Source organism: Ramlibacter sp. Leaf400 (assembly GCF_001424545.1).
Classification (GTDB): Bacteria; Pseudomonadota; Gammaproteobacteria; order Burkholderiales; family Burkholderiaceae_C; genus Ramlibacter.
This window is the reverse complement of the sequence record NZ_LMQL01000009.1, coordinates 132,772-158,797: the sequence shown is the minus strand read 5'-3', so window position 1 is coordinate 158,797 and position 26,026 is coordinate 132,772. Positions and strand designations below refer to the sequence as shown.

Annotated in this window: 29 protein-coding genes; 18 read left to right on the top strand and 11 right to left on the bottom strand. The window is 68.6% G+C overall.

What is annotated here, in order from left to right:
- Genes ASG30_RS08970 through ASG30_RS08960 form a run of 3 tightly spaced genes read right to left on the bottom strand, consistent with a single transcriptional unit; the run spans position 1 to position 3,098 of the window.
- A complete protein-coding gene (locus ASG30_RS08970) occupies positions 1-1,035 on the bottom strand; it encodes a phosphoglycerate dehydrogenase (RefSeq protein ID WP_055895092.1) in 1,035 nt (344 codons plus the stop codon).
- Positions 1,036-1,047: 12 nt separating this feature from the next.
- The gene (locus ASG30_RS08965) at positions 1,048-1,890 is read right to left on the bottom strand and encodes an HpcH/HpaI aldolase/citrate lyase family protein (protein ID WP_055895090.1); all 843 of its coding nucleotides are present in this window, start codon (positions 1,888-1,890) and stop codon (positions 1,048-1,050) included.
- Complete coding sequence (locus ASG30_RS08960) at positions 1,881-3,098, bottom strand: CaiB/BaiF CoA transferase family protein (protein WP_055895088.1); 1,218 nt, start codon at positions 3,096-3,098, stop codon at positions 1,881-1,883. Before ASG30_RS08960 ends, ASG30_RS08965 begins: the two co-directional genes overlap by 10 nt.
- 189 nt (positions 3,099-3,287) lie before the next feature.
- Here ASG30_RS08960 and ASG30_RS08955 point away from each other — a divergent pair, with 189 nt between their 5' ends.
- A complete protein-coding gene (locus ASG30_RS08955; RefSeq protein WP_162243722.1) occupies positions 3,288-3,749 on the top strand; it encodes a MarR family winged helix-turn-helix transcriptional regulator in 462 nt (153 codons plus the stop codon).
- A gap of 12 nt (positions 3,750-3,761) precedes the next feature.
- On the opposite strand, the gene ASG30_RS08950 is transcribed toward ASG30_RS08955, so the two are convergent.
- Complete coding sequence (locus tag ASG30_RS08950) at positions 3,762-4,097, bottom strand: hypothetical protein (RefSeq protein ID WP_055895085.1); 336 nt, start codon at positions 4,095-4,097, stop codon at positions 3,762-3,764.
- Between the two features lie 88 nt (positions 4,098-4,185).
- Here ASG30_RS08950 and ASG30_RS08945 point away from each other — a divergent pair, with 88 nt between their 5' ends.
- Together ASG30_RS08945 and ASG30_RS08940 are read left to right on the top strand one after the other, a co-directional pair.
- Entirely contained in the window at positions 4,186-4,815 is a 630-nt protein-coding gene (locus ASG30_RS08945; RefSeq protein WP_055895081.1) for a 3'-5' exonuclease, read from the top strand.
- Positions 4,812-5,336: an ABC transporter ATP-binding protein gene (locus ASG30_RS08940; protein ID WP_055895079.1), complete on the top strand. Its 525-nt coding sequence runs from the start codon at positions 4,812-4,814 to the stop codon at positions 5,334-5,336. Before ASG30_RS08945 ends, ASG30_RS08940 begins: the two co-directional genes overlap by 4 nt.
- Positions 5,337-5,349: 13 nt before the next feature.
- Here ASG30_RS08940 and ASG30_RS08935 read toward each other — a convergent pair whose 3' ends face one another.
- The 3 genes from ASG30_RS08935 to ASG30_RS08925 all read right to left on the bottom strand — a co-directional run bounded on the left by ASG30_RS08935 (position 5,350) and on the right by ASG30_RS08925 (position 8,680).
- On the bottom strand, positions 5,350-6,018 hold the full coding sequence (locus tag ASG30_RS08935; RefSeq protein ID WP_055895078.1) for a hypothetical protein: 669 nt from the start codon (positions 6,016-6,018) through the stop codon (positions 5,350-5,352).
- A gap of 235 nt (positions 6,019-6,253) precedes the next feature.
- The gene (locus tag ASG30_RS08930) at positions 6,254-7,444 is read right to left on the bottom strand and encodes an aldo/keto reductase (RefSeq protein ID WP_055895076.1); all 1,191 of its coding nucleotides are present in this window, start codon (positions 7,442-7,444) and stop codon (positions 6,254-6,256) included.
- A 138-nt stretch (positions 7,445-7,582) separates the two neighbouring features.
- The gene (locus tag ASG30_RS08925) at positions 7,583-8,680 is read right to left on the bottom strand and encodes an aldo/keto reductase (RefSeq protein ID WP_082521986.1); all 1,098 of its coding nucleotides are present in this window, start codon (positions 8,678-8,680) and stop codon (positions 7,583-7,585) included.
- Positions 8,681-8,757: 77 nt separating this feature from the next.
- Between ASG30_RS08925 and ASG30_RS08920 the strand changes: the two genes are divergently transcribed.
- The 10 genes from ASG30_RS08920 to ASG30_RS08875 all read left to right on the top strand — a co-directional run bounded on the left by ASG30_RS08920 (position 8,758) and on the right by ASG30_RS08875 (position 17,828).
- Complete coding sequence (locus ASG30_RS08920; protein WP_200947281.1) at positions 8,758-9,651, top strand: LysR family transcriptional regulator; 894 nt, start codon at positions 8,758-8,760, stop codon at positions 9,649-9,651.
- Between the two features lie 88 nt (positions 9,652-9,739).
- Positions 9,740-10,660 carry a LysR family transcriptional regulator gene (locus tag ASG30_RS08915; RefSeq protein WP_055895072.1) on the top strand — a complete coding sequence of 307 codons (921 nt, stop codon included), beginning with the start codon at positions 9,740-9,742 and terminating at the stop codon, positions 10,658-10,660.
- A gap of 155 nt (positions 10,661-10,815) precedes the next feature.
- A complete protein-coding gene (locus ASG30_RS08910; RefSeq protein WP_055895071.1) occupies positions 10,816-11,877 on the top strand; it encodes an ABC transporter substrate-binding protein in 1,062 nt (353 codons plus the stop codon).
- Positions 11,878-11,897: 20 nt separating this feature from the next.
- A complete protein-coding gene (locus tag ASG30_RS08905) occupies positions 11,898-12,584 on the top strand; it encodes an isochorismatase family protein (RefSeq protein ID WP_055895070.1) in 687 nt (228 codons plus the stop codon).
- Between the two features lie 42 nt (positions 12,585-12,626).
- On the top strand, positions 12,627-13,016 hold the full coding sequence (rutC, locus tag ASG30_RS08900; RefSeq protein ID WP_055895068.1) for a pyrimidine utilization protein C: 390 nt from the start codon (positions 12,627-12,629) through the stop codon (positions 13,014-13,016).
- A 2-nt stretch (positions 13,017-13,018) separates the two neighbouring features.
- A complete protein-coding gene (locus ASG30_RS08895; RefSeq protein ID WP_082521985.1) occupies positions 13,019-13,879 on the top strand; it encodes an ABC transporter permease in 861 nt (286 codons plus the stop codon).
- A 10-nt stretch (positions 13,880-13,889) separates the two neighbouring features.
- Positions 13,890-14,702 (top strand): pyrimidine utilization protein D, encoded by an 813-nt coding sequence (gene rutD, locus ASG30_RS08890; protein ID WP_055895066.1) that lies wholly within the window; start codon positions 13,890-13,892, stop codon positions 14,700-14,702.
- A complete protein-coding gene (locus ASG30_RS08885) occupies positions 14,699-15,481 on the top strand; it encodes an ABC transporter ATP-binding protein (RefSeq protein ID WP_055895064.1) in 783 nt (260 codons plus the stop codon). Before rutD (ASG30_RS08890) ends, ASG30_RS08885 begins: the two co-directional genes overlap by 4 nt.
- Positions 15,478-16,251 (top strand): pyrimidine utilization protein D, encoded by a 774-nt coding sequence (gene rutD / locus ASG30_RS08880; RefSeq protein WP_055895062.1) that lies wholly within the window; start codon positions 15,478-15,480, stop codon positions 16,249-16,251. Before ASG30_RS08885 ends, rutD (ASG30_RS08880) begins: the two co-directional genes overlap by 4 nt.
- 59 nt (positions 16,252-16,310) lie before the next feature.
- Positions 16,311-17,828, top strand: coding sequence for a CoA-acylating methylmalonate-semialdehyde dehydrogenase (locus ASG30_RS08875; RefSeq protein ID WP_055895060.1), 1,518 nt, complete (start codon positions 16,311-16,313; stop codon positions 17,826-17,828).
- A 32-nt stretch (positions 17,829-17,860) separates the two neighbouring features.
- Here ASG30_RS08875 and ASG30_RS22090 read toward each other — a convergent pair whose 3' ends face one another.
- Positions 17,861-18,376 carry a hypothetical protein gene (locus ASG30_RS22090; protein WP_082521984.1) on the bottom strand — a complete coding sequence of 172 codons (516 nt, stop codon included), beginning with the start codon at positions 18,374-18,376 and terminating at the stop codon, positions 17,861-17,863.
- Between the two features lie 183 nt (positions 18,377-18,559).
- Here ASG30_RS22090 and ASG30_RS08870 point away from each other — a divergent pair, with 183 nt between their 5' ends.
- Complete coding sequence (locus tag ASG30_RS08870; RefSeq protein ID WP_055895058.1) at positions 18,560-19,198, top strand: DUF502 domain-containing protein; 639 nt, start codon at positions 18,560-18,562, stop codon at positions 19,196-19,198.
- Between the two features lie 39 nt (positions 19,199-19,237).
- On the opposite strand, the gene ASG30_RS08865 is transcribed toward ASG30_RS08870, so the two are convergent.
- Positions 19,238-20,485 carry an amidohydrolase family protein gene (locus ASG30_RS08865; protein WP_082521983.1) on the bottom strand — a complete coding sequence of 416 codons (1,248 nt, stop codon included), beginning with the start codon at positions 20,483-20,485 and terminating at the stop codon, positions 19,238-19,240.
- 199 nt (positions 20,486-20,684) lie between these two features.
- Here ASG30_RS08865 and ASG30_RS08860 point away from each other — a divergent pair, with 199 nt between their 5' ends.
- Complete coding sequence (locus ASG30_RS08860) at positions 20,685-21,668, top strand: Bug family tripartite tricarboxylate transporter substrate binding protein (RefSeq protein ID WP_055895057.1); 984 nt, start codon at positions 20,685-20,687, stop codon at positions 21,666-21,668.
- A gap of 10 nt (positions 21,669-21,678) precedes the next feature.
- On the opposite strand, the gene ASG30_RS08855 is transcribed toward ASG30_RS08860, so the two are convergent.
- Entirely contained in the window at positions 21,679-22,569 is an 891-nt protein-coding gene (locus ASG30_RS08855; RefSeq protein WP_055895056.1) for an NAD(P)-dependent oxidoreductase, read from the bottom strand.
- A gap of 52 nt (positions 22,570-22,621) precedes the next feature.
- Positions 22,622-23,242, bottom strand: coding sequence for a DUF938 domain-containing protein (locus ASG30_RS08850; RefSeq protein WP_055895054.1), 621 nt, complete (start codon positions 23,240-23,242; stop codon positions 22,622-22,624).
- Between the two features lie 129 nt (positions 23,243-23,371).
- Between ASG30_RS08850 and ASG30_RS08845 the strand changes: the two genes are divergently transcribed.
- From ASG30_RS08845 to ASG30_RS08835, 3 genes are all read left to right on the top strand, one after another.
- Positions 23,372-24,115 carry a substrate-binding domain-containing protein gene (locus ASG30_RS08845; RefSeq protein WP_055895051.1) on the top strand — a complete coding sequence of 248 codons (744 nt, stop codon included), beginning with the start codon at positions 23,372-23,374 and terminating at the stop codon, positions 24,113-24,115.
- Positions 24,116-24,222: 107 nt separating this feature from the next.
- Complete coding sequence (locus tag ASG30_RS08840; RefSeq protein ID WP_055895049.1) at positions 24,223-24,522, top strand: hypothetical protein; 300 nt, start codon at positions 24,223-24,225, stop codon at positions 24,520-24,522.
- An 89-nt stretch (positions 24,523-24,611) separates the two neighbouring features.
- The gene (locus ASG30_RS08835) at positions 24,612-26,006 is read left to right on the top strand and encodes an NAD(P)-binding protein (RefSeq protein WP_055895047.1); all 1,395 of its coding nucleotides are present in this window, start codon (positions 24,612-24,614) and stop codon (positions 26,004-26,006) included.
- The last annotated feature ends 20 nt before the right edge of the window (positions 26,007-26,026 follow it).

The window sequence follows — 26,026 nt, the reverse complement described above, 5'->3', positions numbered from 1 at the left end:
TCAGCGCAAGCGTCCGTCGGCCACGACGCAGCCCGGCGGAAGGGGGGTGGCGTCGTCCAGCGCGGAGATCACGCACCGGGCGGCGAGCATGTTGGCGCGGGCCAGGCCTTCATGGCTCGACCCGCCGGTGTGCTGCGTGCACACCACGTTCGGCAGCGCGAGCAACTCACGCGTGACGCTTTCGAGTGACGGGTCTCGTTCGGACCCGAGCACGTCCAGCCCGGCACCCGCCAGCTTTCCGGATTTCAGCGCCGCCAGCAGGGCCGCGTCGTCGACGAGTTCGCCGCGGGCCGTGTTCACGAGGATGGCCCCCGGCTTCATGGCTGCGAGCGTGCTCGGGTTGACCAGGTGGTGCGTACCGTCGGTCAGGGGAGCGTGCAGGCTGAGATAGTCGCTCAGCGCCAGCACGTCCTGGAGGCTGGCCAGTTCGACGCCGGCCTCGCGGGCAGTGGGCTCGTCGGCGTAAGGGTCGTGCGCGATCAGGCGCACGTCGAAGCCTCGCAGCCGCCGGGCCACGAGGCGGGCGATCCGGCCGAATCCGACCAGGCCGACCGTCTTGCCGAATAGTTCGTTGCCGACGACCACGGCCCGGGTGCCGGCCTGCATGCGGCGGTGCGACTCGAAGAAGCGCTTGCCGACGGCGAGCATCAGGCCCACCGTGTGATCGGCCACGGTCGGCTCGTTGGCGCCCGGGGTGATGGTGAGGAGGCGTCCGAGGTCCTTCACCGCCTGGGCATCGATGGTGTCGTAGCCGACACCCCGCCGGGCCAGCGCCCGCAGGTGGGGGTAGCGTTCGAGCAGCGCCCGCGTGACCGGCGGGATCCCCATGATCCAGGCGCTGCAGCGCTCCAGCGCCGCGTGCATGTCGCCGGTGATCATCGAATCCACCGCGTCGAATGCGACGCCGCCAGTGTGGATTTCGAAGCCCCGGGCGCGCAGTGCATCCATCGCTTGCGCGTCGAAGAAGCGGGCGGTGACCAGCACCTCCCGGCGAGGCCGGGACCCGGCCGTTGTTTGTCCTGGGTTGTCGGTCATGGCCTGCAGGGTTCAGCTCTGGAGCCAGCGCCGGGCGCGCTCCACGATGGGGCGGTCGATCATCCGGCCGTCGAGGGTCGCGGCGCCGAGTCCCTTGGCGCGCGCTTCCTGGTCGGCCGCCAGGACCTTGCGAGCCCAGGCGAGTTCCTCTTCGGTCGGTCCGAATCCGGCATTCGCCACCGGCACCTGGCGCGGGTGGATGCAAACGGTTCCCGTGAAGCCGATGCCGCGGGCCAGTTTCACCAGCCCGGCAAAAGCGGCCATGTCGTTGATCTCGGCCACGCTGCCGGGCAGGCCCCAGCAGGCCAGCTGGAAAGCGCGGGCGCAGTTCGTCACGGACTGGGCGGCCCAGAGCAGCGACTGCGGCTGGGCCTGCACCTGCATCTCGGCGGCATAGTCTTCCGCCCCGAAGCCGAGCGCGCAGACGCTGGCGTGCGCCGTGGCGATGCTTTCCGCGCGAAGGACGCCCAGCGGCGTTTCGATGAGCGCAGCGATCGGCAGCGGCTTCGCACCGGTGGGCTGCCGCGCCGCCAGCCCTTGCGCCAGCGCCTGGACCTGCGCGGCGGATTCCACCTTGGGCAGCAGCACGCCGCGCAGCTGTCCGAGCGGCAAGGCCTGCACGTCGGCTTGGAGGAGATCCGGTGCTGCATTGACCCGTACCAGGACCGGCGCCTGGGCCGACAGCTGCCCGATGGCCTGCGCGGCCATCTGGCGGGCTTCGGCCTTGCGCTCCTGCGCAACCGAATCCTCCAGGTCCACGACCAGGGCATCGGCGCCGCGCTGTGCCGCCTTGGCCAGCAGGTCGGGGGACGTCGCGGGCACGAACAGCAGGGACCGTGCCTCGCTCAGCCGCATCGGATGGCTCCCCGGGCGGACATCGCCGCGATGGCGGCTTCCTGGACGCCGACCTCGCGCAGCAGTTCGACGGTGTTTTCGCCGATGGAAGGCGCCCTGTGCCGGATGCTCCCAGGCGTGCGGCTGAGGCGCGGCGTGACGTTGTGCATCACGGTACGGTCCGCATCGTCCGCGCTGACATAGCAGCCCCGCCCGGCCACGTGCTCGTCGGCGAGCAGTTGTCCAGCGTCGTAGATGGGGCCGACGGTGACGCCCCGGGACCGGAACAAGGCCAGGCATTCGGCCTGATCCAGCTGCGCGATGGCGGCCGCGATCAGGCCGTCCAGCTCCGCGTCGTTTGCCAGCCGCGCGGAGTTGGTGGCGAAGCGCGGGTCGCTGGCGAGTTCGCTCTTGCCGATCGCCTCCAGGACGCGCCGGGCCATGGCATCGGTCGAACCCGACATCGCCACCCAGGTGCCATCCCTGCAGCGGTAGACGCCCCGTGGTGATGCGATCTTCACCGAGGCATCCTGCACGCGACCCGTGGCGGCGAACGCCGTCACGTCCGGCCCCATGATGGCCAGCATGGGTTCGAGCAGCGACAGGTCGACAACCTGTCCGTGGCCGCCGTTGACCTCGACTTCCCGCAAGGCCGCCAGGGTGGCGAACGCTCCGGTCAGGCCGGCCACCATGTCGGCCAGGGCCATGTTCGGCAGCCGCGGCACGCCTTGCGTCGAGTGCTTGTAGGCGAAGCCACTGAATCCCTCCAGCAGGCTGCCGAATCCCGGCAGGTCGCGGTAAGGACCGCTCTGACCCCAGCCCGACACCCGGACGATGACGAGCTTCGGGTTGGCGCGATGCAGTGTCTCGGGCGCCAGCCCCATGGCCTCCAGCGTCCCGGGCCGGAAGCTCTCGATCAGCACCTGGGCAGTGGCGAGGAGACTGCGAAGGACTTCCATGCCTTGCGCGTCGCGCAGGTCCATGCCCAGGCTGCGCTTGTTGCGGCCGTAGACGCGCCACCATGCGTCCAGGCCCTCGCCACTTCCCACGTCTTCGCGCCAGTGACGCAGCGTGTCGCCCTCGCGGGGCGACTCCACCTTGATGACGTCGGCGCCGAAGTCGGCCAGCTGGAGCGAGAGCATGTTGCCCGCCACCAGCCGCGACAGGTCGATCACGCGCACACCGTGGAGCACGCTGGGGGGAGCACTACAGTTCACGAGTGATTCCATGGAATGGGATTGCTCGGGGGCGGCGACGGATTCCGCGACGTCCCGGCGCGCGGCTCGGGAGCGGCATCGAAAATGAGGGCGGTGCCCGGAAAACGGACTTGATCCTACTGGAAAATATGTGCCATGGCAAATAGTGCGATAGCAAAGAAGGGGGCGGGGCCGCGTCCGCGTCGTGCCTCGGCGGCTCAGGTGACGGCCCACGCCCCGGAGAGGCTGATCACCTACCGTGTCTCGGTGCTGGCGCAGGCGATCTCCCGGCTGGTGGATGCGTCCGTGCGGCAGAACCTGGGGCTCACGAGCCGTCAGTGGCGGGTGCTGGTGATCCTGAACCGGCTCGGGACTTCTCCATCGGGCGAAGTGGCGCGCATGGCGAACTTCGACCACAGCCAGGTCAGCCGGGTGGCGTTCGAACTGGCGGAGAAGGGCTTGATCACCCAGGCCAGCGACCCGGTGGATCGACGCAAGCAGATCCTGGCGCTGACCCCTGCTGCGGTCGAATGCCTGCGCGACGGGGTCCCGGTGTCGCTCGAGCGGGAGGCGAGGCTGCGATCACGCCTGAGCCCGGCGGATTACGACACCTTCATCCGTGCGCTGGGGGCCCTGGAGGAAGAGGCGCAGACCATGCTGGAAGAAATCCGGGGCGTGGAGTGACGGCCGCGGCCACTACCTGAACTCCTCGCACTTCTTCGCGATCTCCGCCGGCGTCCGCAACTTTGCGTTCGTGCAGGCCGACCGGGCGGCCTGCAAGCATGCCGCTGCGGCCACGTCCTGCTCCTGCGGGGTCTGCCTGCGCAAGCCGGGAATGACGAAGGGCCGGAACGTCTTGCCGCACTCGCCGCTGACCGTCGGGTCGCCGTAGTGCCGCGCAAGTTCCGTCACCACCTCCCACGCCCTGTACGCAACGTCGAAAGGCGGCGCGGGCGACGCGGACTGCGCGCCCGGGGCGTGCACCAGGAGCCATGCGACGGCGGCGGCCGCGGTGGAGCGCGGGACTTTCATGCGGGCCTTGGCGTGTTGGGGAGGAATCGGAGTCTAGGACGTCGTCGCCGCTTGGCATACTCAGGCGTTCGTCACCCCAAGGCCCGCGTTGAAGCCCTTTGCCGTCATCGACTTCGAAACCACCGGCCTTTCTCCCGCCCAGGGCGACCGCGCCACCGAGATCGCCATCGTGGTGCTGGAGGGAACGCAGGTCGTCGGCCGCTTCCAGTCCCTGATGAACGCGGGCGTGCGCATCTCCCCTTTCATCGAGTCCTACACCGGCATCAGCAACGAGATGATCCGCACGGCGCCGCCGGCCGAGGAGGTCATGTCCGAGGCTGCGCGTTTCGTCGCCGGCATGCCGCTGGTCGCGCACAACGCTTCCTTCGACCAGCGCTTCTGGGCGGCGGAGACGGCCCGGCTGGGCCGCCCCGAGCGCACCGATCCGCCGATGGCGTGCACGTTGCTGCTGTCCCGCCGGCTCTATCCGCAGGCGGGCAGCTGGCGCCTCGGCTCGCTGGCGGCTTTCCACTCCATTGCCCCGGCGGGGCGGGCCCACCGCGCGATGGCGGACGCCGAGGTCGCGGCGGCGCTGCTCTCGCGCATCCAGTCCGACATCCGTGAGCGGTACGAGGTGGAGGACGCGCCGCACGACCTGCTGGTGAAGCTGCAGCGTTGTCCTCGCAAGGCCTTGCCCAAGGCGATCGAGGGCTACTTCCGGTCCCTGCGCGAGCAATGAACGCCGGCGACCTGCTGCCACTTCCCCCGGGCCTGGTGGCGGTGACGGGCGAGGAGGGCGCGGGGAAGACCCGCCTGCTGCGGCGCCTGGCGGGCGACCTGGAACGCCCGCCGGGGCCCGCGCAGCTGCTCGATGCGCTCTGGCTCGACCTCGCCTTGCCGGGGCAGGACGACCTGACGCCTCGCCAGGTGTGGGACGCCTTGCGACCGCGCTGCCCGCGCTGGGACCCGGCGCTGCAGGAGGACCTCGCGCAGGCGCTTCGGCTCGCGCCCCACCTGGACAAGAAGCTGTCGATGCTGTCCACCGGCAGCCGCCGCAAGGTCGCCCTCGTGGGCCTGCTGGCCAGCGGCGCCACCGTCACCTGCCTGGACCAGCCCTTCGCCGCCCTGGATGCGGCCTCCGCCGGCGTCGTGCGGGACTTCCTCGCCGAGGCGGCCGGTCACGCCACCCGCGCCTGGGTGGTGGCCGACTACGACGCGGACCCGCGGCTGCCCTGGCGGCGCCACGTCGTGCTGCCCTGAACCGCTCCAGGCCTCACGCCAGCGCGGCGAGACGGCTGTCCAGCGGCGCGATGAACGAGTCCGGCTGCTGCCACGGGCCCGAGGTGGAACCGCTGTCCACGAAGGGGCCGGAAGCCGCGGGCTGCGAGGGGAACTCGCTGGGTGGGGAGGTCGACGTGCCGGTCCGCTGCTGGCGCTGGCGATCGACCGCCGCACGCAGCTTCTGGCGGGCCTTCGCCAAGGCGGCCGCATCGATGCCGTCACCCACCCGGGCGAGCGCCAGTTCATCCCCGAGGAATTCCTCCAGGATGTCCGCGGCTTGCGGCAGTTCGTCGGGCCTGACGATCCGGTAGCAGATGCCGCACTGGGACAGCAGGCTGAGCTTGAGGAGCCGGTTGCTCCTGGAGATGCCGCCGGGGCCGGGAACGTCGACGCAGCCGATCACCCGGCCATCGGGGCCGCAGACGGTGAACGTGCAGTACACGCCGCTGAGCATCTGGTACCAGTGCGCGCGGTTCTCGCCGCTCCTGGGCAGGGTGAAACGCGTGATGGGGAGCTTGACCATGACGTGCTGGCCGCGGAAGGTGCGCAGCAGGTAGTTCCAGACCTGCCGCTCCTGCGAGTTGGCGATGACCCGCGGATCGAGCGGCCAGTCCTTCGGTATCCGCCGCCGGGCCTTCGCCTGGCGGCGAGCCCACCCCACGCTCCCGAGAACACCCACGAGCACACCAAGCAGGGCGATCGCCCCGGGAACGAACCACGCTGCCGCCAGACCCACTGCTCTGCCTCCGTCGATCCCTCAATTTAAGGGGCGTGCCGAGGGGGAACCAAGGGGTTGCTCGACAAAACAACGATCGTGAATGGGATTGTTACGGTTTCTAGTACGACCGTCGGGTCCAGGTCACAGCCGGGCCGCGCGAGCGTGGCATCTTTGGCATCTACCGCTTCGGGGGCGCCTCGACCCCCGTGGCCGCCAGAACGGGTGGCGAGAGGCGTTCGCCGCGGATCGGAATGGCCGCCAGCGACGCATCGAGTTCCGTCAACTCCGCCGCGCTGAAGGAGATCGACGCGGCGGCGACGTTTTCCTCCAGGTGGGCCAGGTTCGTCGTGCCCGGGATCGGCACGATCCAGGGCTTGCGAGCCGTCAACCAGGCCAGTGCGAGCTGCGCGGGCGTCGCGTTCTTGCGGCGCGCCCAGGCCTGGACCAGGCGCACCAGGGCCATGTTGGCCGGCAGGGCGTCGGGCGCGAAGCGCGGCACGGTGGCGCGGAAGTCGCCCTCCCCGAAGCGCGTCCTGGCGCTGACGGTTCCCGCCAGGAAACCCATGCCGAGCGGGCTCCAGGGGACAAAGCCGATGCCCAGCTCCTCGCACAGCGGCAGGACCTGCGCCTCGGGACCGCGCCACAGCATCGAGTACTCGTTCTGGATCACCGCCACGGGGTGCACGGCATGGGCGCGGCGCACCGTCTGCAGGCCGGGTTCGGACAAGCCGTAGTGAAGCACCTTGCCCTGAACCGCCAGGTCCTTGAGGGTCCCGGCCACGTCTTCGATGGGCACCTGCGGATCCACGCGATGCTGGTAGAGCAGGTCGATGCGGTCGGTTCGCAGGCGCCGCAGCTGGCCGTCCACCACCTGCCGGATGTGTTCCGGCCGGCTGTTCTGGGCCCCGCGACGCTCACCGGTCCTGGGATCGACGTCGAAGCCGAACTTGGTGGACACGGTGACCCGGTTGCGAACGCCTTGCAGGGCTTCCCCGAGGATTTCCTCGGACATGAAGGGGCCGTAGACCTCGGCGGTGTCGAACAGCGTGACACCGAGATCCACGGCGCGCCGGAGGAGGGCGATGGCCGCGCTGCGGTCGGTGCTGCTGGCGTACAAGTCGTTCACCCCTTGCGGGCCGCGGCCCGGATGCCACTGGACGCCCAGCCCGATGGGGAACACCTGCAGGGGTCCGAGGCGGCGCCGGATCGTGGAGCCTGCGGCCCCGGCCTGGCCTGAAACGCTTGCGCTTGCGCGGGTGGCGCCCGACGGCGCTGCACAGGCCGACAGCAGCCAGGGGGCCACGCCGAGCGCGGAGGCCGCGGTCAGCAGTTGGCGTCGATCGATCTGTTCGCGTGGGGGTCGCTCCATGTGTCGGTCCTCCTTGGTGCAGGACCCGCACTCTAGTTGTTGGCCCTGGAGAGAACTAGCCGTGAACTCCTTGCTGGATCCGCAAGCGCTGCTTGATGGCCGCACCTCAGCGGTTGCGGCCGGCGCTGGAGCTGCCCGTCAAACGGAGTCGTCCACCACCCGCATCTGCTCCCTGTTCATCCGGCCACCGTGCACCTTGAGGCCCGCCAGAGCGGCATCGATCTCGCGCAGGTCCTCGGGGGACAGCCGCACGTCCAGGGAACCGTGGTTCTCCTGGAGATGGCCCAGGTTGCGCGTGCCCGGGATCGGCACGATCCACGGCTTGCGCGCCAGCAGCCAGGCCAGGGCGACCTGCGCCGGCGTCGCGTTCTCCTTCTGCCCCACGCGCCCGAGCAGCTCCACGAAGGGCCGGTTCGCCGCCAGGCTGGCGGGCGAGAAGCGGTCGAAGCCGGCCCGCAGGTCGGCCTTGGGGTCGAGCTTCGTGCGCGCATCCAGCGTCCCGGGCAGGTAGCCCATCCCGAGCGGGCCCCACGGCACGAAGCCGATGCCCAACTCCTCGCAGGCCTGCAGCACACCGTTGTGCTCCGGGTCCCGGTTCATCACCGAGTACTCCGTCTGCACGGCGGCCACCGGGTGCACGGCGTGGGCGCGGCGGATGGTGCGCGCGCTCGCCTCCGACAGGCCGAAGTGGAGCACCTTGCCTTCGCGGACCAGGTCCCTGATCGTGCCGGCCACGTCCTCGATCGGCACGGCCGGGTCCACGCGGTGCTGGTAGTACAGGTCGATGCGGTCGGTGCGCAGGCGCTTGAGCGATCCCTCGACCACTTTCCGGATGTGGGCCGGGCGGCTGTTCAGCGCGCCGCCGTTGTCCATGTCGAAGCCGAACTTGGTGGCGATCACCACCTTGTCGCGGATCGGTGCGAGCGCTTCGCCGACCAGGTCTTCGTTGGTGTAGGGACCATAGACCTCGGCCGTGTCGAAGAAGGTGACGCCGTTGTCATGCGCCGTGCGGATGACCTTGATGCCTTGGTGGCGGTCGGCAGGCGGCCCGTAGTTGGCGCTGATGCTCATGCAACCCGCCCCGAGTTCCGAGACCTGGAGCTTTCCGAGCTGGCGTGTCTTCATGCTGCTTCCTTTGCGGGTGGATGGGGCGGCCCACGAGGGGGACGACAGGGCGAGTGCGGCACCCGCCAGGGTGGTGCCGGCGAGGAATCGGCGGCGGTTCTGGTGTTCCATGAACGCGAATGTAGGGACCGGCGATGGAAAGAAAAACCACCTGATGCTCCATGCCTTGTGAAGGTAAGCTTCATGGTGTGAAGCTGAACCAGCTCGACGGACTGATGGCCTTCTGGAAGGTGGCGGAGCATCGTGGCTTCACCAGGGCCGCAGCGGAACTGGAGGTCTCGGCCTCGGCGCTGAGCCAGGCGATACGCCAGCTGGAGTCCCGGCTGGGCGTGCAGCTCCTGCACCGCACCACGCGCAGCGTCAGCCTGACCGAGGCCGGTGAGGCGTATCTCGCCCGCGTGGGGCCTGCCCTCGGCCAGGTCGTGGAGGCGGGCGAGGACCTCAATGCACTCCAGGGCAGGCCGGCGGGCACGCTTCGACTGAACGCGGCGCGCATCTCCACGGCGATGGTCCTGCAGCCCCTGCTGGCGGGGTTCCTCCAGGAGAACCCGCACGTTCACCTGGAGCTGACGAACGACGAAGGCTTCGTCGACATCGTCGAACGCGGCTTCGATGCAGGTGTCCGCATGGGGGAAAGCGTGCACAAGGACATGGTGGCCGTGCCTCTGGGAGGGCCGGTCACCGTCGCGGTCGTCGCCTCACCCGGGTACCTGCAGCGCTTTCCCGCGCCCCGGCACCCGGACGACCTGGCGCGGCACAACTGCGTGCGCTTCCGGTTCGCGGGAACCGGTGCCATCTACAAGTGGGAGTTCCAGGTGGACGACCGCGTCGTGGACTACGAGATCGGCGGCAACCTCACCATCAGCGACACGCTGTTCAGCGTGGATGCCGCGCTCGAAGGGGTCGGCCTCGCGTACACCTTCGAGCCCCTGGTGCGGCAGCACCTGCGGGACAAGCGCCTCAAGCGGGTCCTCGCCTCCTTCTCACCAACCTTCCCGGGCTTCTACCTGTACTACCCGAGCAGGCGCAACCAATCGACGAAGCTGCGCGCGCTTGTCGAGTACGCGAGCCGTCGCAAGTGAGGCCCTGGGAATGGGCGTGCGAATTGCTGGCGCACGCGCGGCATGCCGTACCATAGCCGTCCCCTTCGCAACCGCCCCTCGCCTCGGCATGCGATTCCTGACGATCCGGTACTTCCACGAGGTCGCCAAGCTCGGTTCGGTCCGGCGGGCCGCCGATCGACTGCATGTAGCGCCTTCCGCGGTCAGCCGGCAGATCGCGCAGCTCGAGGACGAGTTCGACGCGGTGCTGTTCGAGCGCTCCAAGCTCGGTGTCCAGCTCACCGCCGCCGGCGAGGTGCTGCATCGCGAAACGCGGCGGATCTTCCAGGACCTGGAGCGGGCACGCGTGGCACTGGACGACCTGCGGGGGCTGCGACGCGGCGAGATCACGATCTGGGTGTTGGAAGGCCTGGTCTCGGACTTCTTGCCGCGCATCATTGCCGAGTTCAACCGGCGCTACCCCGACGTCTCCTTCAACGTGCAGACGGCGCCGACGGACCGCATAGTCGAGGCGCTGCTCGAGGACTGGACGGATATTGGCGTCACCTTCAATGCGGCGCCGCGGGCCGAAATCGAAGTGGTGGGCGAGTTCATCGAGCCGATTTCCTGCCTGGTGGCCAAGAGCCATCCCTACGCCCGGCGCAAGAGCCTGCGCATGGTGGATATCTGCAAGCAACCGCTGGCGCTGCCCGAGCACAGCTTCGGCTTGCGCCAGGTCTTCGATCGGGCCGTTCGCAAGTACGGCTACGAGCCCAAGGTAGTCGTCACGACCAACTCGCTCGAGCTGACGAAGACGATGGCCGTCACGGGACAGGTCATCGCTTTCATGCCTGCGCTGAACGTCACGCACGAAGTCGAGATGGGTGCTCTTCTCCTGGTGCCGGTGGACGAGCCGGACTTCGCTGCGGCCCGCTCCGCCGTGTGCGTGCATCGTGACCGGCCGCTGCCGCATGCTGCCCGCGCCTTCCTGAGCCTTCTCACGGATGAGATTGCGGTCGCCGGCAAGAACGTGAAGAAGCGTCGGGCCTGAAGCTGCCTTCCCCCCGTGTTTTCCCGGAGCCGCCATGGCGGCGGCGCCGTTCTCTCCTCGGAGTGTTGCCTTTTCTGCAATACGGCATGACAGAGACGGCAATTTACAGAACACGAACTCCCGCCGTACTCTGAGTGCGCTTCACAGGAGTTCCGATGACCAAGCCCCCCATCCCAGCCATCACGGCCCCGGCCGTGATCACCCGCACCCGCAGAGAAGTACTGATCGGCGCAGGTGCCGCCAGCTTCGGCGCCTTGCTTGGCAGTGTCGGCGCGCCAGCCATTGCCCAGGGCCTCAAGAGCATCTCCGTCTCGGAGGCCATCCACCTTGGCATGTACGTGTCGCTCTATGCCGCCAAGCACGGCGGCTACTTCCGCAAGCATGGGCTCGACGTGGCGGTGAGCTCGGCCGGCGGCATCGCGCTGGCCGTGCCCGTCGTGCTCTCGGGCAAGGCGAGCTTCGCCGTGACCGGCGCGGGCATGTCCGTGAACGCCACCAACGAAGGGGCCCAGCTGACCAACATCGCGAAGATCGTTGGCGGAGTGGCGATGTGGGCCGTCGCCAAGCCGGGCTCCAGCATCAAGAAGATCGAGGATTTCCGCGGCAAGACGATCGCGACGCTGCGGTTCCCGTCCTCCACCATCCAGATGCCGACCTTCGCCATGAAGGAGCGAGGCGGCTTCGACCCCGAAGGCGCGGGGGTCAAGTTCCTGCAGTTGCCGGCCGGCGCCCAGGCGCAAGCGGTGCTCGACGGGCGTGCGGACGTCGCGACCATGTTCGAGTGGGACGTGAGCCTGGCCAAGCAGAAGTTCGGCCTCGAGCCCGTGTTCGCCTTCGCCGACGTCATCGGCCCGCTGTCGTGGACGACCGCGATCGCCCAGAAGAGCCTGGTCGAGAAGGACCCGGCGCTGGTGCAGGCTTTCTGCAATGCCATCGCCGAGTCCCAGGCCGCATTGCACGCCGACCGCGAGCTGTTCGTGAAGACCTCGATCGCCGAGTTCCCGCAGGTGGAACCCGCGGTCATCCGCGCAGCGGGCGAGAACCTCCTGACCAAGTCGACGGCCATCCCCGTGAACCCGACGATCTCCAAGCAGGAATGGGACACCAACATGGCCCTGGAGCTGGCTGGAGGTTCCGTGAAGTCTCCCCGCCCCTACGAGGACATGGTCGACAACCGGTTCGCCGAGCGCGCGACCAAGGCCGTGAAGAAAGCTTGAACACCGATCCGTCTTCTCCCATGCCTTTCCATCTTTCCGCCCGTCCCGAAGCATTCGAAATCGATCCCGCGCGCAGCGCCCTGGTGGTGGTCGACATGCAGAACGGCTACTGCTCGCCCGGTGGCTACTTCAGCCACCTGGGGGTCGATCTCTCGGCCACCGCCTCCGTCGTCCCGGCGATCCAGCGCGCGCTGGATGCCGCCTACAGGTCTGGCATCCAGGTCTTCTGGCTGCAGAACGGCTGGGACAGGGAACAAAAGGAGGCCGGTGGGCCGGGGTCGGTCAACCAGCGCAAGGGCAACTCGCTGAAGCTGATGCGCGAGCGCCCGGAGCTTGCCGGGATGCTGCTCACGAAGGGCACCTGGGACTACGCCTTCGTGGATGCCCTCCAGCCGCGTCCAGGGGACATCGTCATCCCCAAGCCGCGCTACAGCGGCTTCACGAGCACCGCACTGGACAGTCTCCTGCGCAGCCGCGGCATCGACACGATGCTCGTGTGCGGCACGGCGACCAACGTCTGTGTCGAGTCGACCATCCGCGACGCCTTCTTCCACGAGTACTTCCCGGTGCTGATCCGCGACGCCTGCTTCCAGGCTGGCCCGGCCTACATCCAGGACGCGACGGTCTACAACGTCGAACGATTCTTCGGCTGGACCACCACCGTCGACCAGTTCGTCGAAGCCTGTGTCGAGCCGGCCACGGCCTGAAGGCCGGCCCGCCCTTTCCCCGTTCACGACAGGAGCCACCCCATGTCCTTCACCGTCCTCATCCCTCCCGGTTCCGCTCCGCCGCTGGCGCCCTACAGCCCCGGCGTCAAGGCAGGCGGTTTCGTCTACGTTTCCGGCACGCTCGCCATCGGCAGCAAGGGTGAGACCCTCGCCGTGGGCGATGCCAAGGAGCAGACACGCATCGTCCTGGACACCATCAAGTCCGTCATCGAGACGGCCGGTGGCACGATGAAGGACGTGGTGTTCAACCAGATCTTCCTGAAGGACCTGGGCGACTACGCGGCCATGAACGTCGTCTACAAGGAATACTTTCCCGAGAGTCCGCCCGCTCGCTACTGCATCAGGGCCGACCTCGTGCGCCCTGAGTTCCTGGTCGAGATCGCCACGACGGCGTACGTCGGCGAGAAGTGACGATGGCACACACCAACGCCGTATCCGCCGTGCCCTTCAGCCCACCCGACGCCCAAGCTGGCGCGCAAGTACCAGAAAAGCCGGCGCGCGAGGCCAGGCCCAGGCCGCGGACCGGCAAGACCGCGCTGCGTGTCCTGATCGGTCAGGTGCTGCTGCTCGCATGCATCTTCCTGGCATGGGAGGTCGCGGTGCGCGCCCAGTGGCTCCCGGTCTATTCCTATGGCCAGCCCAGCGGCGTGTGGCGCGAGTTCGTGCTCCGGCTCGCGTCCGGGCAACTGCTGGCCGACACCTGGGTCACCGCCCAGGAGGCCATCATCGGCTTCCTGATCGGCAGCGTGCTCGGTTCGGCCGCGGGATTGCTCCTGTGGCTGTCGCCGACCGCCGCGGCCATCCTGCGGCCTCTGATGGTGGCACTCAACGGCCTGCCCAAGATCGCCCTGGCGCCGCTCATCATCGTGTGGTTCGGCGTGGGCATCGAGTCGAAGATCGCCGTGGCGGCGGCCATCACGTTCATCGTCGCGCTGCTCACCAGCTACACCGGCAGCCAGGAGGTCGATCAGGACTACGTGCGCATGCTGCGGGCGCTCGGCGCCAAGCGGCTGCAAATCTTCCGCATGGTCATCGTGCCCGGGTCCGTGCCATGGATCGCGTCGGCCTTCCGGCTCAACATCGGCTTCGCCATGATCGGCGCCGTCGTCGGCGAGTACATCTCGGCCGAAAAGGGGCTGGGCTACCTGGTGTACTACGCCGGCACGCTCTACAACCTGAATGGCGTGTGGGTCGGCATCTTCGCCCTGATGGCGCTCGCCCTGGTCCTGGACGCGATCGTCGGCTGGATCGAGCGTCGCCTCACCTGGCGTTGAGGGAGCCGCCATGCACGTGAACATCGGCGATGCCGAGATCCACTACGAGGTCGTCGGCACGGGCGAACCCTTGCTGCTGGTCGCCGGGCTGGGCGGCGCGGCCAGCTACTGGCAGCCGAACGTCGAAGCCCTCGCCGCGCGCTACCAGGTCGTGCTCCACGACCACCGCGGAACTGGCCGCAGCACGCGCTGCGAGATGCCGTACTCCGTGGAGCTGATGGCCGCGGACCTGCTGAAGCTCATGGACGCGCTGGACATCAGGCGCGCCCACCTGGTGGGCCACTCCACGGGCGGCGCGATCGGGCAGGTACTGGCCGCCACGCAGCCGTCGCGCATCGCGAGCCTGGTCCTGTACGCCACCTGGGCGACGCTGGACGCGCAGATGGCCCGGTGCCTGCGGTTGCGCCGACTGGTGCTGCAGAAGGCGGGTCCCGGCGAATACCACCGGGCCACGCCGCTGTTCCTCTATCCGCCGGACTACATCTGCGCGAACGACGAGGCGCTGGAACGGGAGGTGGCCACGGCCACCGGGGCATCGCCCTCCGCCTCGATCCTGGAGGCGCGCCTGAACGGCATCATGGCGTTCGACGGCCTGCCTTACCTTGAGCGGATCCGCTGTCCCAGCCTCGTCCTGGTGGCCGACGACGACATCCTCACGCCGCCTCATTCCTCGGAACTGCTGGCGCGACGCATCCCCGGGGCGCAGCTCGCCCGCATGCCGCACGGCGCCCACGCGATGTCGCGGACCGAACCGGATCTTTTCAACGAAACGGTGCTCGCCTTCCTGGAGCAACACCGGATGAAACAAGGAGCGCAGCCATGAAGCGCGACGTCGTACTCAATGCCCGCAACGTCGGCATGACGTTCAACGAAGGCACGCCCAAGGCGGTGACCGCCATCGAGGACATCAGCTTCGATTTGCGGCGCGGAGAAGTGGTGGCCATCGTCGGTCCCTCCGGCTGCGGCAAGACGACGCTGTTCAACATCATCTCCGGGCTGCTGGAGCCCACGCGGGGCTCGATCCTGATCGACGGCGTGCCAGTGCACGATGCCACCGGCCACGTCGGCTACATGCTGCAGAAGGACCTGCTCCTGCCGTGGCGCACGGTATTGGAGAACGTCATCATCGGGCTGGAAGTGCGGCACGTCCCCCGCAAGGAAGCGGACCGCATCGCGCGGGAGCTCATCTCGGCCTATGGCTTGAAAGATTTCGAGAACAGCCTGCCGTCCGCACTGTCCGGCGGCATGCGCCAGCGGGTGGCGTTCATGCGGACGCTCGCCTTCAATCCGGACGTGATCCTGCTCGACGAGCCGTTCTCCGCACTGGACAGCCAGACCCGGCTGATCCTGCAGGGCGACATGCTGCGGATCATTCGCGAGCGGCAGTGCAGCGTCGTGCTCGTGACGCACGACGTGGGCGAGGCCATCACGATGGCCGACCGGATCGTCGTGATCACCCACCGGCCGGGGCGCGTGCATGCCGTGCACGACATCGACATTCCCGCGGAGTTCCGCCACCCGCTGCGGATCCGCAAGCTGCCCGCCTTCAACCTGTTGTACGACCAGATCTGGGGTGAACTCGGCATCGAGGTGGCCGCGTGAAATACGAGATCCGGGGTCGCACCGAGGCCGGTGCGCCGACCATCCTGCTTTCCGCGGGTTTGGGCGGCGCCGGGTCTTACTGGCAGCCGCAGCTCGACGCGCTGGCTCCGCAGCTTCGCGTCGTGCTGTACGACCAGCGCGGGACCGGCCGCAACCGGGAGCCGTTGCCGGAGGGCTATTCCATCGCCCATATGGTGGACGACGTCATCGGCATCCTCGACGAAGCCGAAATCGGCCGCTGCCATTTCATGGGGCATGCGCTCGGCGGCCTGGTCGGGCTCGAGCTGGCACGGCGTTGTCCAGAGCGTCTGGACCGTCTCGTGCTGGTCAACGCATGGGACCGGCTGGACACTCATACCGCGCGTTGCTTCGCAGTCCGCCAGCGCTTGCTCGACGCCGGCGGGGCCGAGGCCTATGTGCAGGCGCAGCCTCTCTTCCTGTACCCCGCTGCCTGGCTGTCGGAGCACGCGGAATGGGTGGCGCAGGAGGAAGCGCACGGTGTCCGGCACTTCCAGGGCCGCGACACCTTGCTCAAGCGCATTGCGGCGCTGAGGGCCTTCGACGTGTCGTCCCAGCTGGGCGACATCCAGACGTCGACGCTGGTGGTGGCGACCCGTGACGATGTGCTCGTGCCATGGACCGCTTCGCAGCGCCTGGCGCAAGGGTTGCCGAACGCCCACCTTCACCTGTTCGACCACGGGGGGCACGCGTCCAACATCACGGACCCCGCGGCCTTCAACTCGGTGGTGACGGACTTCCTGTACTTGTGAGCCGCTCGCGGCGACACGATCCGGCACTGCTTCATCCCCATCAGATTCAGAGGTTTCCCATGCATCGCGACAAAAGCGTGACCACCGTGTTGGGTCATTTCATCGACGGTAGACACGTCGCCGGCGGCGACCGCTTCCAGCCGATCTTCGATCCGGCCACCGGCCTGTCCAGCAAGAGTGTCGCCCTGGCCGACAAGCTGACCGTCGAACAGGCCATCGCCTCGGCCCAGGCGGCTTTTCCCGCGTGGCGGAACACACCGCCCCTCAAGCGTGCGCGCGTCCTGAGTCGCATGAAGACCCTGCTGGAAGAAAACGCCGACAAGCTGTGCGCACTCATCACGGCCGAGCATGGCAAGGTGCAGTCCGACGCCATGGGCGAGATCATCCGCGGCATCGAGAACGTCGAGTTCGCCAGCTATGCACCCCAGCTCCTCAAGGGCGAACACTCGAAGAACGTCGGACCGGCCATCGACTCCTGGAGCGAGTTCCAGGCATTGGGCGTGTGCAGCGGCATCACCCCGTTCAATTTTCCGGTGATGGTGTCCCTGTGGATGTGGCCGATGGCCGTCGCCTGCGGAAACACCTTCGTGCTCAAGCCCGCCGAACGCACGCCTTCCTCGACGCTTTTCGTCGCGGAACTGGCGCTGGAAGCGGGCCTGCCGCCGGGCGTGCTGAACGTGGTGAACGGAGACAAGGAAGCCGTGGACACGCTGCTGACCGATTCCCGCGTGAAGGCGATCAGCTTCGTCGGCTCCACGGCCATCGCCGAGTACATCTACAGCACCGGCTGTGCCCACGGCAAGCGCGTGCAGGCTCTTGGTGGCGCCAAGAACTTTGCCGTGGTGATGCCGGACGCGGACATCCCCAACGCGGTGAGCGCGTTGATGGGCGCGGCCTACGGCTCCTGCGGCGAGCGCTGCATGGCCATCCCGCTCGTGGTCGCGATCGGCAACGAGGCAGGCGACGCGGTGGTTGAAGGCCTGAAGGCGGAGATCGCCAAGATGAAGGTCGGGCCCGGCAGCGACGACACCAACGACATGGGACCGCTGGTCACGAGGCCGCATTTCGAGAAGGTCAGATCGTATGTGGACGCCGGCGTGGCGTCGGGTGCGAAACTGGTGGTCGATGGCCGGAACGTGAAGGTCGAGGGCCATGAGGGGGGCTACTACCTGGGCCCCTGCCTGTTCGATCACGTCACGCCGGAGATGTCGATCTACAAGGATGAAATCTTCGGCCCCGTCCTGGGCGTGATACGCGCCGCGTCGCTGGAGGAGGCGATGCAGATGATCGACGCGCACGAGTACGGCAACGGCACTTGCATCTTCACTCGCGACGGCGAAGCGGCGCGGTTCTTCAGCGACAACATCCAGGTCGGCATGGTCGGAGTGAATGTTCCACTGCCGGTGCCGGTGGCCTATCACTCGTTCGGCGGGTGGAAGCGATCCTTGTTCGGGGATCTGCATGCCTACGGGCCGGACTCCGTGCGCTTCTACACGAAGCGCAAGACCATCACGCAGCGCTGGCCCTCGGCTGGCATTCGAGAAGGGGTCATGTTCAGCTTCCCGAGCAATCGGTAAGCCGGACGAAAAACTCGGCGGGGCCCGCGCTCTTAGTCGTGGTTCTTGTGCCAGCCGACCGCGCGACCCGGGGGGTGGCCCTTGCCCTTGTGCTTGCCCTTGTGCCGCTTGTCGCCATCAGCCTGCACGACAACGGCTGCCGGGGCGGGATGCGCGACGTGCGTCTGCACTGAATCCTTCCTGGTAAGCGACTTGCCGATTCCAGCTCCCACCGCCCCGCCGGCGCCGGCGCCAACCACGGCTCCCGTGCTGCCGCCTACCTTTTGCCCGACCGCGGCCCCAGCGCCGCCGCCCACGGCGCCGCCCACGATCGCGCCACTCTTGCCCGATCCCGAAGTCGTCGTGGCCGCGCCGACGCCGCCGCCCAACGCACCTCCGATCACGGCTCCGTTCTTGCCGCCGACCTGGTTGCCGATCAGCGCACCCGCGGCGCCTCCGACTCCTCCGCCGAGTGCAGTCCCCACATCCCCGGCCGCAACACCATGCGTTGCCAACAGAAGGCAAAGGAAGGTGGATGCAACCGGGACAACTTTGATGGCGTGCTTCATGGTTTGAGCTTCGTAGCGAATGCAACGATTTTAAGGATCCACTGTCGAGCTTCCCGCCGGATGTGCTTCAAGAGGTATCGCTCAAAGGCGTCCCGGAAGCGAGAACATCGGGCCCTGCCTGACGTCGATCGGCAGCGCGCTTGCGGCATCGGGGCTGCTTCGGGCGCGTGCTAGATTGCCCCGATGAAGCGCTTCTACAAGTACTTTCTCCGAGGCCTGCTCACCGTACTTCCCCTTGCGCTGACCGTCTACGTGCTGGCCCTCTTCCTGGGCTGGGTCGAGTCGCTGGCGCTGTGGCTGTTCAGTCCGCTGATCGGCCGCTTCTACGTGCCCGGGATGGGCCTGTTGTTCGGCGTCTTGTTCATCGTGGGCATCGGGGCCCTCCTGTCCAAGGCGAAGGTGCGGGAGGCACTGGCGTTCATCGAGGTCCCCTTCACGACGCTGCCGGTCGTGAAGAGCATCTACTCTTCCCTCAAGAGTTTCTCCGACTACTTCTCGCCGACCGGCAAGTCCGGCGGCCAGCAGGTCGTCATCCTGCGCGTGCCCGGCACCGAGCTCGAGATTGTCGGGTTGGTCACCCGGCGCAGCTTTGCCGACTTGCCGCCCGGATTTCTGGCGGGCGACCGGGTGGCGGTGTACCTGCCGATGGGCTACATGATCGGCGGCTATACCGTCTTCGTGCCCGCGAGCTGGGTCACGCCCGTCGGCTTGTCCGTCGAGGAGGCGATGCGGTCCTCGCTGATCGCGTGGATGGAGCCCAGGCCCACCGCCACGCCGCAGCGCCCGGGTGGCGAGCCGGCGAGCCCGCGACCGGGCCTCTGATCCGAGTCGCGGTCGACGCGCCGGCCGCGCCGGCTTCGCTCACGCGGCCACGGCCTGCGACAGCAAGACGCCGCCGCGCGCGACGATGCGGCCTGCCGCCAGTACGCAGCGCCGCGGCGGTCGCGCAACCACGGCTTCCGCAACGGTGCGTGCGTCGACCAGCACGGCGTCGGCCCGGCACCCGACCGCCAGTCCATGGTCCGCGAACCCGAGGCCGCGCGCGGCCGCGCCGGTGACGCAATCCAGGGCGAGTGCCAGTTCGTCGTCGCGGCGCAGGTTGTATTTCAGGCCGATCAGCATCGCCCGCTCCAGCATGTCGGGCAGACCGTACGGCGTCCAGGTGTCCCGGATGCCGTCATTGCCGCCGACCACGGTCACGCCCGCTGCCCGGCAGGCCATCAGGGACGGAACGACACGTGAAGGCGCAGCCGTGGTGATGACGACGACGCCGAGATCGGCCATGCGCGCGAGCAGCGCATCCCGCTCGCGATCGGGCACTTCGCCCAGGCAGAAGGCGTGGCTGATCGCCACCTTCCCGCGCAAGCCCAGGGCCTGCGTCCGGTCGAGGATCAGGCCCAGCGAAAATGCACCCATGGCGCCGGGCTCATGCAGGTGGATGTCCACGGGACAGCCGCGACGGTCCGCGATCGCGAACAGGGCGTCGAGCGATGCCACCGGGTCGCCGTCGATCGCGCAGGGGTCGAGGCCGCCCAGGACGTCGGCGCCCTGCACCATGGCGCGATCGAGCAGGTCCGCGGTTCCGGGTCGGCACAACAGGCCCGACTGGGGGAAAGCGACCACCTGGATCTCCTGCAGCGGACCCATCATTGCGCGCGTGCGAAGCACGCCGTCGAGGTGAGCGAGACCGCCTTGGGTGTCGATGTCCACGTGGGTCCGCAGCCGTGTCGTGCCGTGCGCCAGAAACGCCCGGGCCAGCCCGAGGGACTGGGTGCCGGCGTCGTGGCCGCTGGCTGCGCGGAAACTGCGCTCGTTGTGGATCTTGTCGGTCAACAGGGGACCGACCTCATTGCGATACCACGGCAGGCCCCACATTGTCTTGTCGAGGTGGGTGTGGCCTTCGACGAGGCCGGGCAGCAGCAAGGCGTCGCCGCCATCTTCCACTGCGCAGCCGGTGGGCACGGCCAAGTCCCGGCCGAAGGCGGCGAAGCGCCCGGCCTGGATCCAGACGTCGAGGGCATCGGCCTCCGGGGGGCGCACGTTGCGGATCAGAAGGCAGTCCTGCCCGGCCACTTGGGGGGAACGGTTCGTGTGCATGTCGGTGAGCATGGCAGTTCTGGCGCGCGACGGCACTGGCTGGCAGAGGTTGCCCAAGCACAGGGGCCAGCGACTTGCCTGAACTGCGGGCCGCAAGGGATTCTCCGCATCCGCCGCCTGCCGGGCCGCAGTTAGCATGCTTCCAACCTGCCATGCGAACCCATCGGTCCGACGGGTCGCATCGCGGCACATGCACATAGGGGAAGAACAGATGCGAAAGACCGTGAAAGCACTGCTGGGCGTGGCCGTTTCGGCCAGCTGCCTGCTGATGGGGACGACGGCCCATGCCCAGGCCTACCCGACCAAGCCGATCAGGATGATCGTTCCCTTCCCGGCCGGCGGCACCACCGACATCGTGGCGCGCCTCGTGGCGCAGCGCATGACGGAATCGATGGGCCAGCCGGTGCTGGTGGAGAACCGCGGCGGCGCGGGCGGCGCCATCGGGGCGGACGTGGTCGCCAAGGCGCCGGCCGACGGCTACACGATCATGATGCACAACCTGACGTTCCCGCTCTCGTCGGTGGCGCAGACCTTGTCCAAGCGCTCGCCGTTCAATCCCGACACGGATTTCGCCGGCGTCTCGATCGCCGTCTACGTGCCCTTCGTGTGGACCGCGCACCCCAGCGTGCCGGCCAAGGACCTGCGCGAACTGGGCAACCTGCTGCGCGGCAACCCCAGCCTGCAATACAACTACGGCTCCACCGGCCCGGGCTCGACGATGCACGTGCAGGGCGAGGGCTTCAAGCGCGAGACCAAGGTGCAGATGGAGCACGTGGCCTTCAAGGGCGCCGCGCCGCTCAAGCAGGAGCTGCTGGCCGGTCGCCTCCAGGTCGGCGGCGACCAGCTGTCCTCGTCGCTGGCGGAGATCAAGGCCGGCACGCTCAAGGCGCTGGCCACGACCGCATCCAAGCGGATCCCCGGGCTGCCCGACGTGCCCACGGTGCGGGAACTCGGCTTCGCCAATCTCGAGCTGGAAGGCTGGAACGGCGTCTTCGCGCCGGCCAAGACCCCCAAGGACGTGCTGGACCGCCTTAACCGCGAGGTGGTGGCGGCGGTGAAGCATCCCGAGGTGCAGAAGCGCCTGGCCGACATGGGGGCCGAAGCGGTCGGCTCCACCGCCGCCGAGCAGGACGCGATCTACCGCCGCCAGATGGACCAGTTCCGCTCCATCATCCGCGACATGAAGATCGACTAGGAGCGGGCCCCTAGGCGCGGCCCGCTTCCTTCAGCCACCAGACCGGCAGCTGCGCGCAGTCGGCCTGCGCCAGCCCCTCGTCCATGGCCTCGCGCAGGCTCTGGGCCGTCCGTGCGGTCAGGGGCAGCTGCCGCTGCAGGCTGCCGGCCAGCTGCAGCATCTTCTGCACGTCCTTGTGCATGGTGGCGATGTCCACCGTGACCGCGCCACCCGCATCGCCGGCGAGCGCCTTGGCGATCATGCCGCCGCGCACCTTGAGCATGTTGGGCCCGCCGGACGAGTCGGACAGGATGTCGATCACGCGGGCCGGGTCCAGCTTCAACGGCTCGACCAGCGAGAGCGCCTCGCCCAGCGTCTGCCAGTACACCATCAGCGGCAGGTTGACGGCCAGCTTCATGGTGGCGCCCGCCCCGTGGGGGCCGACGTGCTCCACGCGCCGGCACAGCTGCGCCAGCAGTTCGCGCGCGCGCTCCACGTCCGCGGCCGCGCCGCCGGCGAAACCGATCAGCTTGCCCTCCTTGGCGGGGCCGACGCTGCCGCCCACCGGGCATTCGACGTAGGCGGCGCCGGCCTCCGCTGCGCGGGAAGCGAGCTGCTGCTGCTTGGCCGGCGCGACCGTGCTCATCTCGACCAGCAGCTTGCCGCCGCAAGGAGAGGACAGCAGGCCGGCAGGAGCGAGATAGACCTCGTCCAGCGCGGCTTCGTAGGTGAGGAAGGTGATGACGGCGTCCGACGCGGCCAGCAGCTCGCGAGGGGTTGCCGCCCACCCGATGCCGCTGTCCAGCAGCGGCTGGGCCCGTGCTCGCGTGCGGTTCCAGACGCTGACTTCGTGCCCCAGCGATTGCAGCCGTGCGGCCACGACGCTGCCCATCTTGCCGGTTCCGGCGATGCCGACCTTCATGCGATCTCCTTGAAGCGCGTTCGATGATAGCGACGCATGTCGCCCTGCCGGCTCACCCGCCCTTGGCGAAGACCAGGAGCAGGTTGTTCGCGGGCATCGCATGCCGCTCGCGCAGCACCAGGCCGGCCCGCTGCGCTTGCGCCGAGACGTCCGACACCTGCCGGATGCCCCAGGACGGATCGCGCGCCCGCAGGCTCTCGTCGAAGGCGATGTTGCTGGGCGCGGCCGGACGATCGGCCTCGAAGTACGGGCCATAGGTGATCAGCAGCCCGCCTTCGGCCAGGTGCCGCGCGGCGCCACCCATGAGCGCGGCACAGGTGCTCCACGGCGAGATGTGCAGCATGTTCGCGCAATAGATGGCATCGAAGGGATGCGGGAACGGCGCGGACGGGGAAGGCCATGGCGAGGCCATCACGTCGAGCACCAGCGGTGCGCGCACGTTGGCGAGGCCGGCCGGCGCGCTGCGTCGGGCGATCACAGGCAGCAAGCCGGGTTCCGCTTCGGTGGGCTGCCACTCCCAGCCCTTCAGCACGCCCGCGAAGAAGGCGACGTGCTGGCCGGTGCCGGAAGCGATCTCCAGGGCCGTGCCCCGCGGCCCGAGGATCCGCGCAAGTTCGGCGAGGATGGGCTCCTTGTTGCGATCCGCGGCGGCGCTGTAGGGCAGGTCGGTCATCCCGGCATTCTCGAACGGGGATCGCCATCGCCCGGTCTCGTTCACAAGGCGTCACGCTGCGCGTGTTGGCGCACACAAATGGCGCGGTACAACCCTGCCCGCGGGATCCACCCGCGACAGGAAGCCCTTATGTGGAAGCCGTTCGCATCCTTTCTCATCCTCGCCGGGACCTGGACCGGAACGCCGGCAGCGGAGATCAAGGTGGTCGCCCCCAATGTCATGAAGGACGCCGTGATCCGGATCGCCCAGCGCTTCGAGGGCGCCAGCGGGCACAAGGTGGCGCTGACCTGGGGCGGGTCGGAGGCGATCAGCAAGAGGATGACGGAGGGCGAGGTGGCCGATCTCGTCCTGACGACGGCGCCCGCGCTCGAGCGGCTGGCACGGGACGGGAAGGTGGTGGACGCTTCGCGCGTGGACCTCGGGCGCACGGCGGTCGCCGCGGCGGTGCGGGCCGACGCACCGAAGCCCGACATCGGCAGCGTGGAGGGCCTGAAGAAGGCCCTGGTCGATGCCCGCAAGGTCGCCATCTCGTCCGGCGCGAGCGGGCGCTACCTCGAGAGTCTGTTCGAGAAGCTCGGCGTCGCGGAGCAGGTGCGTGCAAAACTGGTGCAGCCCCCCTCGGGCGCGCAGATCGGCGAGATGCTGGCCCGCGGCGAAGCGGACCTGGGCTTCCAGCAGGTGACCGAGCTCATTCACGCCAAGGGGATCCAGTACCTCGGCCCGCTGCCCGCCGAAGTCCAGAACTACACCGTGTGGGCCGGTGGGCTTCACGCGGCGGCCTCGCAGGCCGAGGCCGCCAAGGCTTTCCTGGCGGCCCTGAGGACGCCCGAGGCGCAGGCGGACCTGCGGCAGGACGGCATGGAGCCGCGCTAGGCGTTCCCGGCCATGCGAGCCCATCCGTGAAGGACCCGGTCCGGCGCGGCTCGTAGAATCGGCAGCCACACCGAGTACCTTCGACGCATCTCCTGCGCGCCAGCCCCATGCCTTTCACCCTGTCCCACAAAGTACTCGACGAAGTCCTGCAGAAACACAAAGTCAAACCCAACGACCTGGCGGGCATCGACAGGTTGTTCGGAGGGGCGGATGGCTACTACTGGTACCACACGATGCGGCACATGTGCCCGCGGTCGGAGACCATCGTCTGGGTCAGCCAGGAGGAGATGCGCTCCGCGCTGCAGGAGCATGAGAACGAGACGGCCGCGGAAGACGAGGTCAAGCCCCAGGTCCTGAAAGAGGCGCACCTCGCCGCCATCGCGGCGCTCCTGGCGGACGCAGGCTAGCCGGGCGTCGCGCCGCGGGTCCGTTCACGCGCAGGGGCTGGCAGCAGGGTGGCCTGCTGCGAACCCGACCGAGCTGAAAGGGATTGTTCATGGGCAATGCTTTCGATGTCGACTACCTCGTGGTCGGAGCCGGCGCGGCGGGCATGGCCATCGCCGACGAGCTTCTTGCGCACTCGGATGCCACGCTGGCCATCGTCGACCGGCGCCATGCGCCCGGCGGGCACTGGATCGATGCCTATCCCTTCGTGCGGCTTCACCAGCCGTCCGCCTTCTACGGCGTCAGTTCCACCGCGCTGGGGCAGGATGCGATCGACCGCTCGGGGGTGAATGCCGGCTTCTACGAGGTCGCCGGCGCCGATGAACTGCGCGCGTATTTCGCCCGGGTGATGCAGCAGTCTTTCCTGCCGACCGGGCGGGTGCGCTACTTCCCGTGCAGCGACCACACCGGCGGCGAGAACGGCCGGCACACGTTCGTCTCGCGCCTGACCGGCGCCGCGCATGAGGTGCGCGTGCGGCGCAAGCTCGTGGACACCAGCTACCTGGAAGGCGCCATCCCCGCCGTCGGGGCGCCGCCCTTCGAGGTGGCCGAGGGGGTGCGCTGGTGCCCCGCAGGCGCAGTGGCACGCATCGACGGGAGAGCAGGGCGGTACGTCATCGTCGGCGCGGGCAAGACGGCGATGGACACCTGCGTCTGGTTGCTGGAGCAGGGCGTGCCGCCGGCCGACATCACCTGGATCAAGTCGCGGGAAGGGTGGTGGCTCAATCGCCGCTTCCACCAGCCGCACGACGGACTTCCCGCCTTCCTGGACGGCGTGGCCCTGCAGATGCAGGCTTTCGCGCAGGCCGGCTCGGTGGACGACGCGATGCTGCGGCTCGAAGCGGACGGCTTCCTCCTGCGCGTGGACCCCAACGTGGCGCCCACGATGCTGCATGGCGCCATCCTCAGCGAGGCGGAACAGAAGCTGTTGCGCCAGATCGAGGACGTGGTGCGCCTGGGGCGGGTGCGCCGGATCGAGCGCGATCGCATCCTGCTGGACGGGGGCGTGGTGCCCACCGATGCCGACACCCTGCACGTGCACTGCGCCGCGAGCGGCCTCGCGTACCGCACCCCGCGGCCGATCTTCGAGCCCGACCGGATCACCGTGCAACCCTGCTTCTGGAGCTTCTCCAGTTTCCAGTTCGCCCTGCTGGGCGTCGTCGAGGCCACGGTCGAAAGCGACGAGGAGAAGAACCGCCTGTGTCCCGCCATCAAGTACTGGGACACGAGCGCCGACTACCTGCGCGCGTACCTGGCGCTCCTGGCCAGCGAGCGGGCCCGCGCGGCCTCTCCCGCCTTGGCGGCCTGGGCCAAGGGGACGCGGCTGAATCCCCTGGGCCGGATCGGCGGAAGCTACCGCGACCATCCGGGGGTGGTCGCGGCGCGGGACCGGGTGAGGCAGTTCGGTGCCGCGGCCGCCGGCAACCTGGTGAAGCTGGTCGGCTGACGGCGCAAGACGTCCCGTCC

Excerpts from the sequence above, each read along its gene's own strand:
- ASG30_RS08970 (WP_055895092.1), bottom strand. The coding sequence starts at position 1,035 with ATGACCGACAACCCAGGACAAACAACGGCCGGGTCCCGGCCTCGCCGG.
- ASG30_RS08965 (WP_055895090.1), bottom strand. The coding sequence starts at position 1,890 with ATGCGGCTGAGCGAGGCACGGTCCCTGCTGTTCGTGCCCGCGACGTCC.
- ASG30_RS08960 (WP_055895088.1), bottom strand. The coding sequence starts at position 3,098 with ATGGAATCACTCGTGAACTGTAGTGCTCCCCCCAGCGTGCTCCACGGT.
- ASG30_RS08950 (WP_055895085.1), bottom strand. The coding sequence starts at position 4,097 with ATGAAAGTCCCGCGCTCCACCGCGGCCGCCGCCGTCGCATGGCTCCTG.
- ASG30_RS08940 (WP_055895079.1), top strand. The coding sequence starts at position 4,812 with ATGAACGCCGGCGACCTGCTGCCACTTCCCCCGGGCCTGGTGGCGGTG.
- ASG30_RS08930 (WP_055895076.1), bottom strand. The coding sequence starts at position 7,444 with ATGGAGCGACCCCCACGCGAACAGATCGATCGACGCCAACTGCTGACC.
- ASG30_RS08925 (WP_082521986.1), bottom strand. The coding sequence starts at position 8,680 with ATGGAACACCAGAACCGCCGCCGATTCCTCGCCGGCACCACCCTGGCG.
- ASG30_RS08915 (WP_055895072.1), top strand. The coding sequence starts at position 9,740 with ATGCGATTCCTGACGATCCGGTACTTCCACGAGGTCGCCAAGCTCGGT.
- ASG30_RS08910 (WP_055895071.1), top strand. The coding sequence starts at position 10,816 with ATGACCAAGCCCCCCATCCCAGCCATCACGGCCCCGGCCGTGATCACC.
- ASG30_RS08905 (WP_055895070.1), top strand. The coding sequence starts at position 11,898 with ATGCCTTTCCATCTTTCCGCCCGTCCCGAAGCATTCGAAATCGATCCC.
- rutC (WP_055895068.1), top strand. The coding sequence starts at position 12,627 with ATGTCCTTCACCGTCCTCATCCCTCCCGGTTCCGCTCCGCCGCTGGCG.
- ASG30_RS08895 (WP_082521985.1), top strand. The coding sequence starts at position 13,019 with ATGGCACACACCAACGCCGTATCCGCCGTGCCCTTCAGCCCACCCGAC.
- rutD (WP_055895066.1), top strand. The coding sequence starts at position 13,890 with ATGCACGTGAACATCGGCGATGCCGAGATCCACTACGAGGTCGTCGGC.
- ASG30_RS08885 (WP_055895064.1), top strand. The coding sequence starts at position 14,699 with ATGAAGCGCGACGTCGTACTCAATGCCCGCAACGTCGGCATGACGTTC.
- ASG30_RS08875 (WP_055895060.1), top strand. The coding sequence starts at position 16,311 with ATGCATCGCGACAAAAGCGTGACCACCGTGTTGGGTCATTTCATCGAC.
- ASG30_RS22090 (WP_082521984.1), bottom strand. The coding sequence starts at position 18,376 with ATGAAGCACGCCATCAAAGTTGTCCCGGTTGCATCCACCTTCCTTTGC.
- ASG30_RS08870 (WP_055895058.1), top strand. The coding sequence starts at position 18,560 with ATGAAGCGCTTCTACAAGTACTTTCTCCGAGGCCTGCTCACCGTACTT.
- ASG30_RS08865 (WP_082521983.1), bottom strand. The coding sequence starts at position 20,485 with ATGCTCACCGACATGCACACGAACCGTTCCCCCCAAGTGGCCGGGCAG.
- ASG30_RS08860 (WP_055895057.1), top strand. The coding sequence starts at position 20,685 with ATGCGAAAGACCGTGAAAGCACTGCTGGGCGTGGCCGTTTCGGCCAGC.
- ASG30_RS08855 (WP_055895056.1), bottom strand. The coding sequence starts at position 22,569 with ATGAAGGTCGGCATCGCCGGAACCGGCAAGATGGGCAGCGTCGTGGCC.
- ASG30_RS08850 (WP_055895054.1), bottom strand. The coding sequence starts at position 23,242 with ATGACCGACCTGCCCTACAGCGCCGCCGCGGATCGCAACAAGGAGCCC.
- ASG30_RS08845 (WP_055895051.1), top strand. The coding sequence starts at position 23,372 with ATGTGGAAGCCGTTCGCATCCTTTCTCATCCTCGCCGGGACCTGGACC.
- ASG30_RS08840 (WP_055895049.1), top strand. The coding sequence starts at position 24,223 with ATGCCTTTCACCCTGTCCCACAAAGTACTCGACGAAGTCCTGCAGAAA.
- ASG30_RS08835 (WP_055895047.1), top strand. The coding sequence starts at position 24,612 with ATGGGCAATGCTTTCGATGTCGACTACCTCGTGGTCGGAGCCGGCGCG.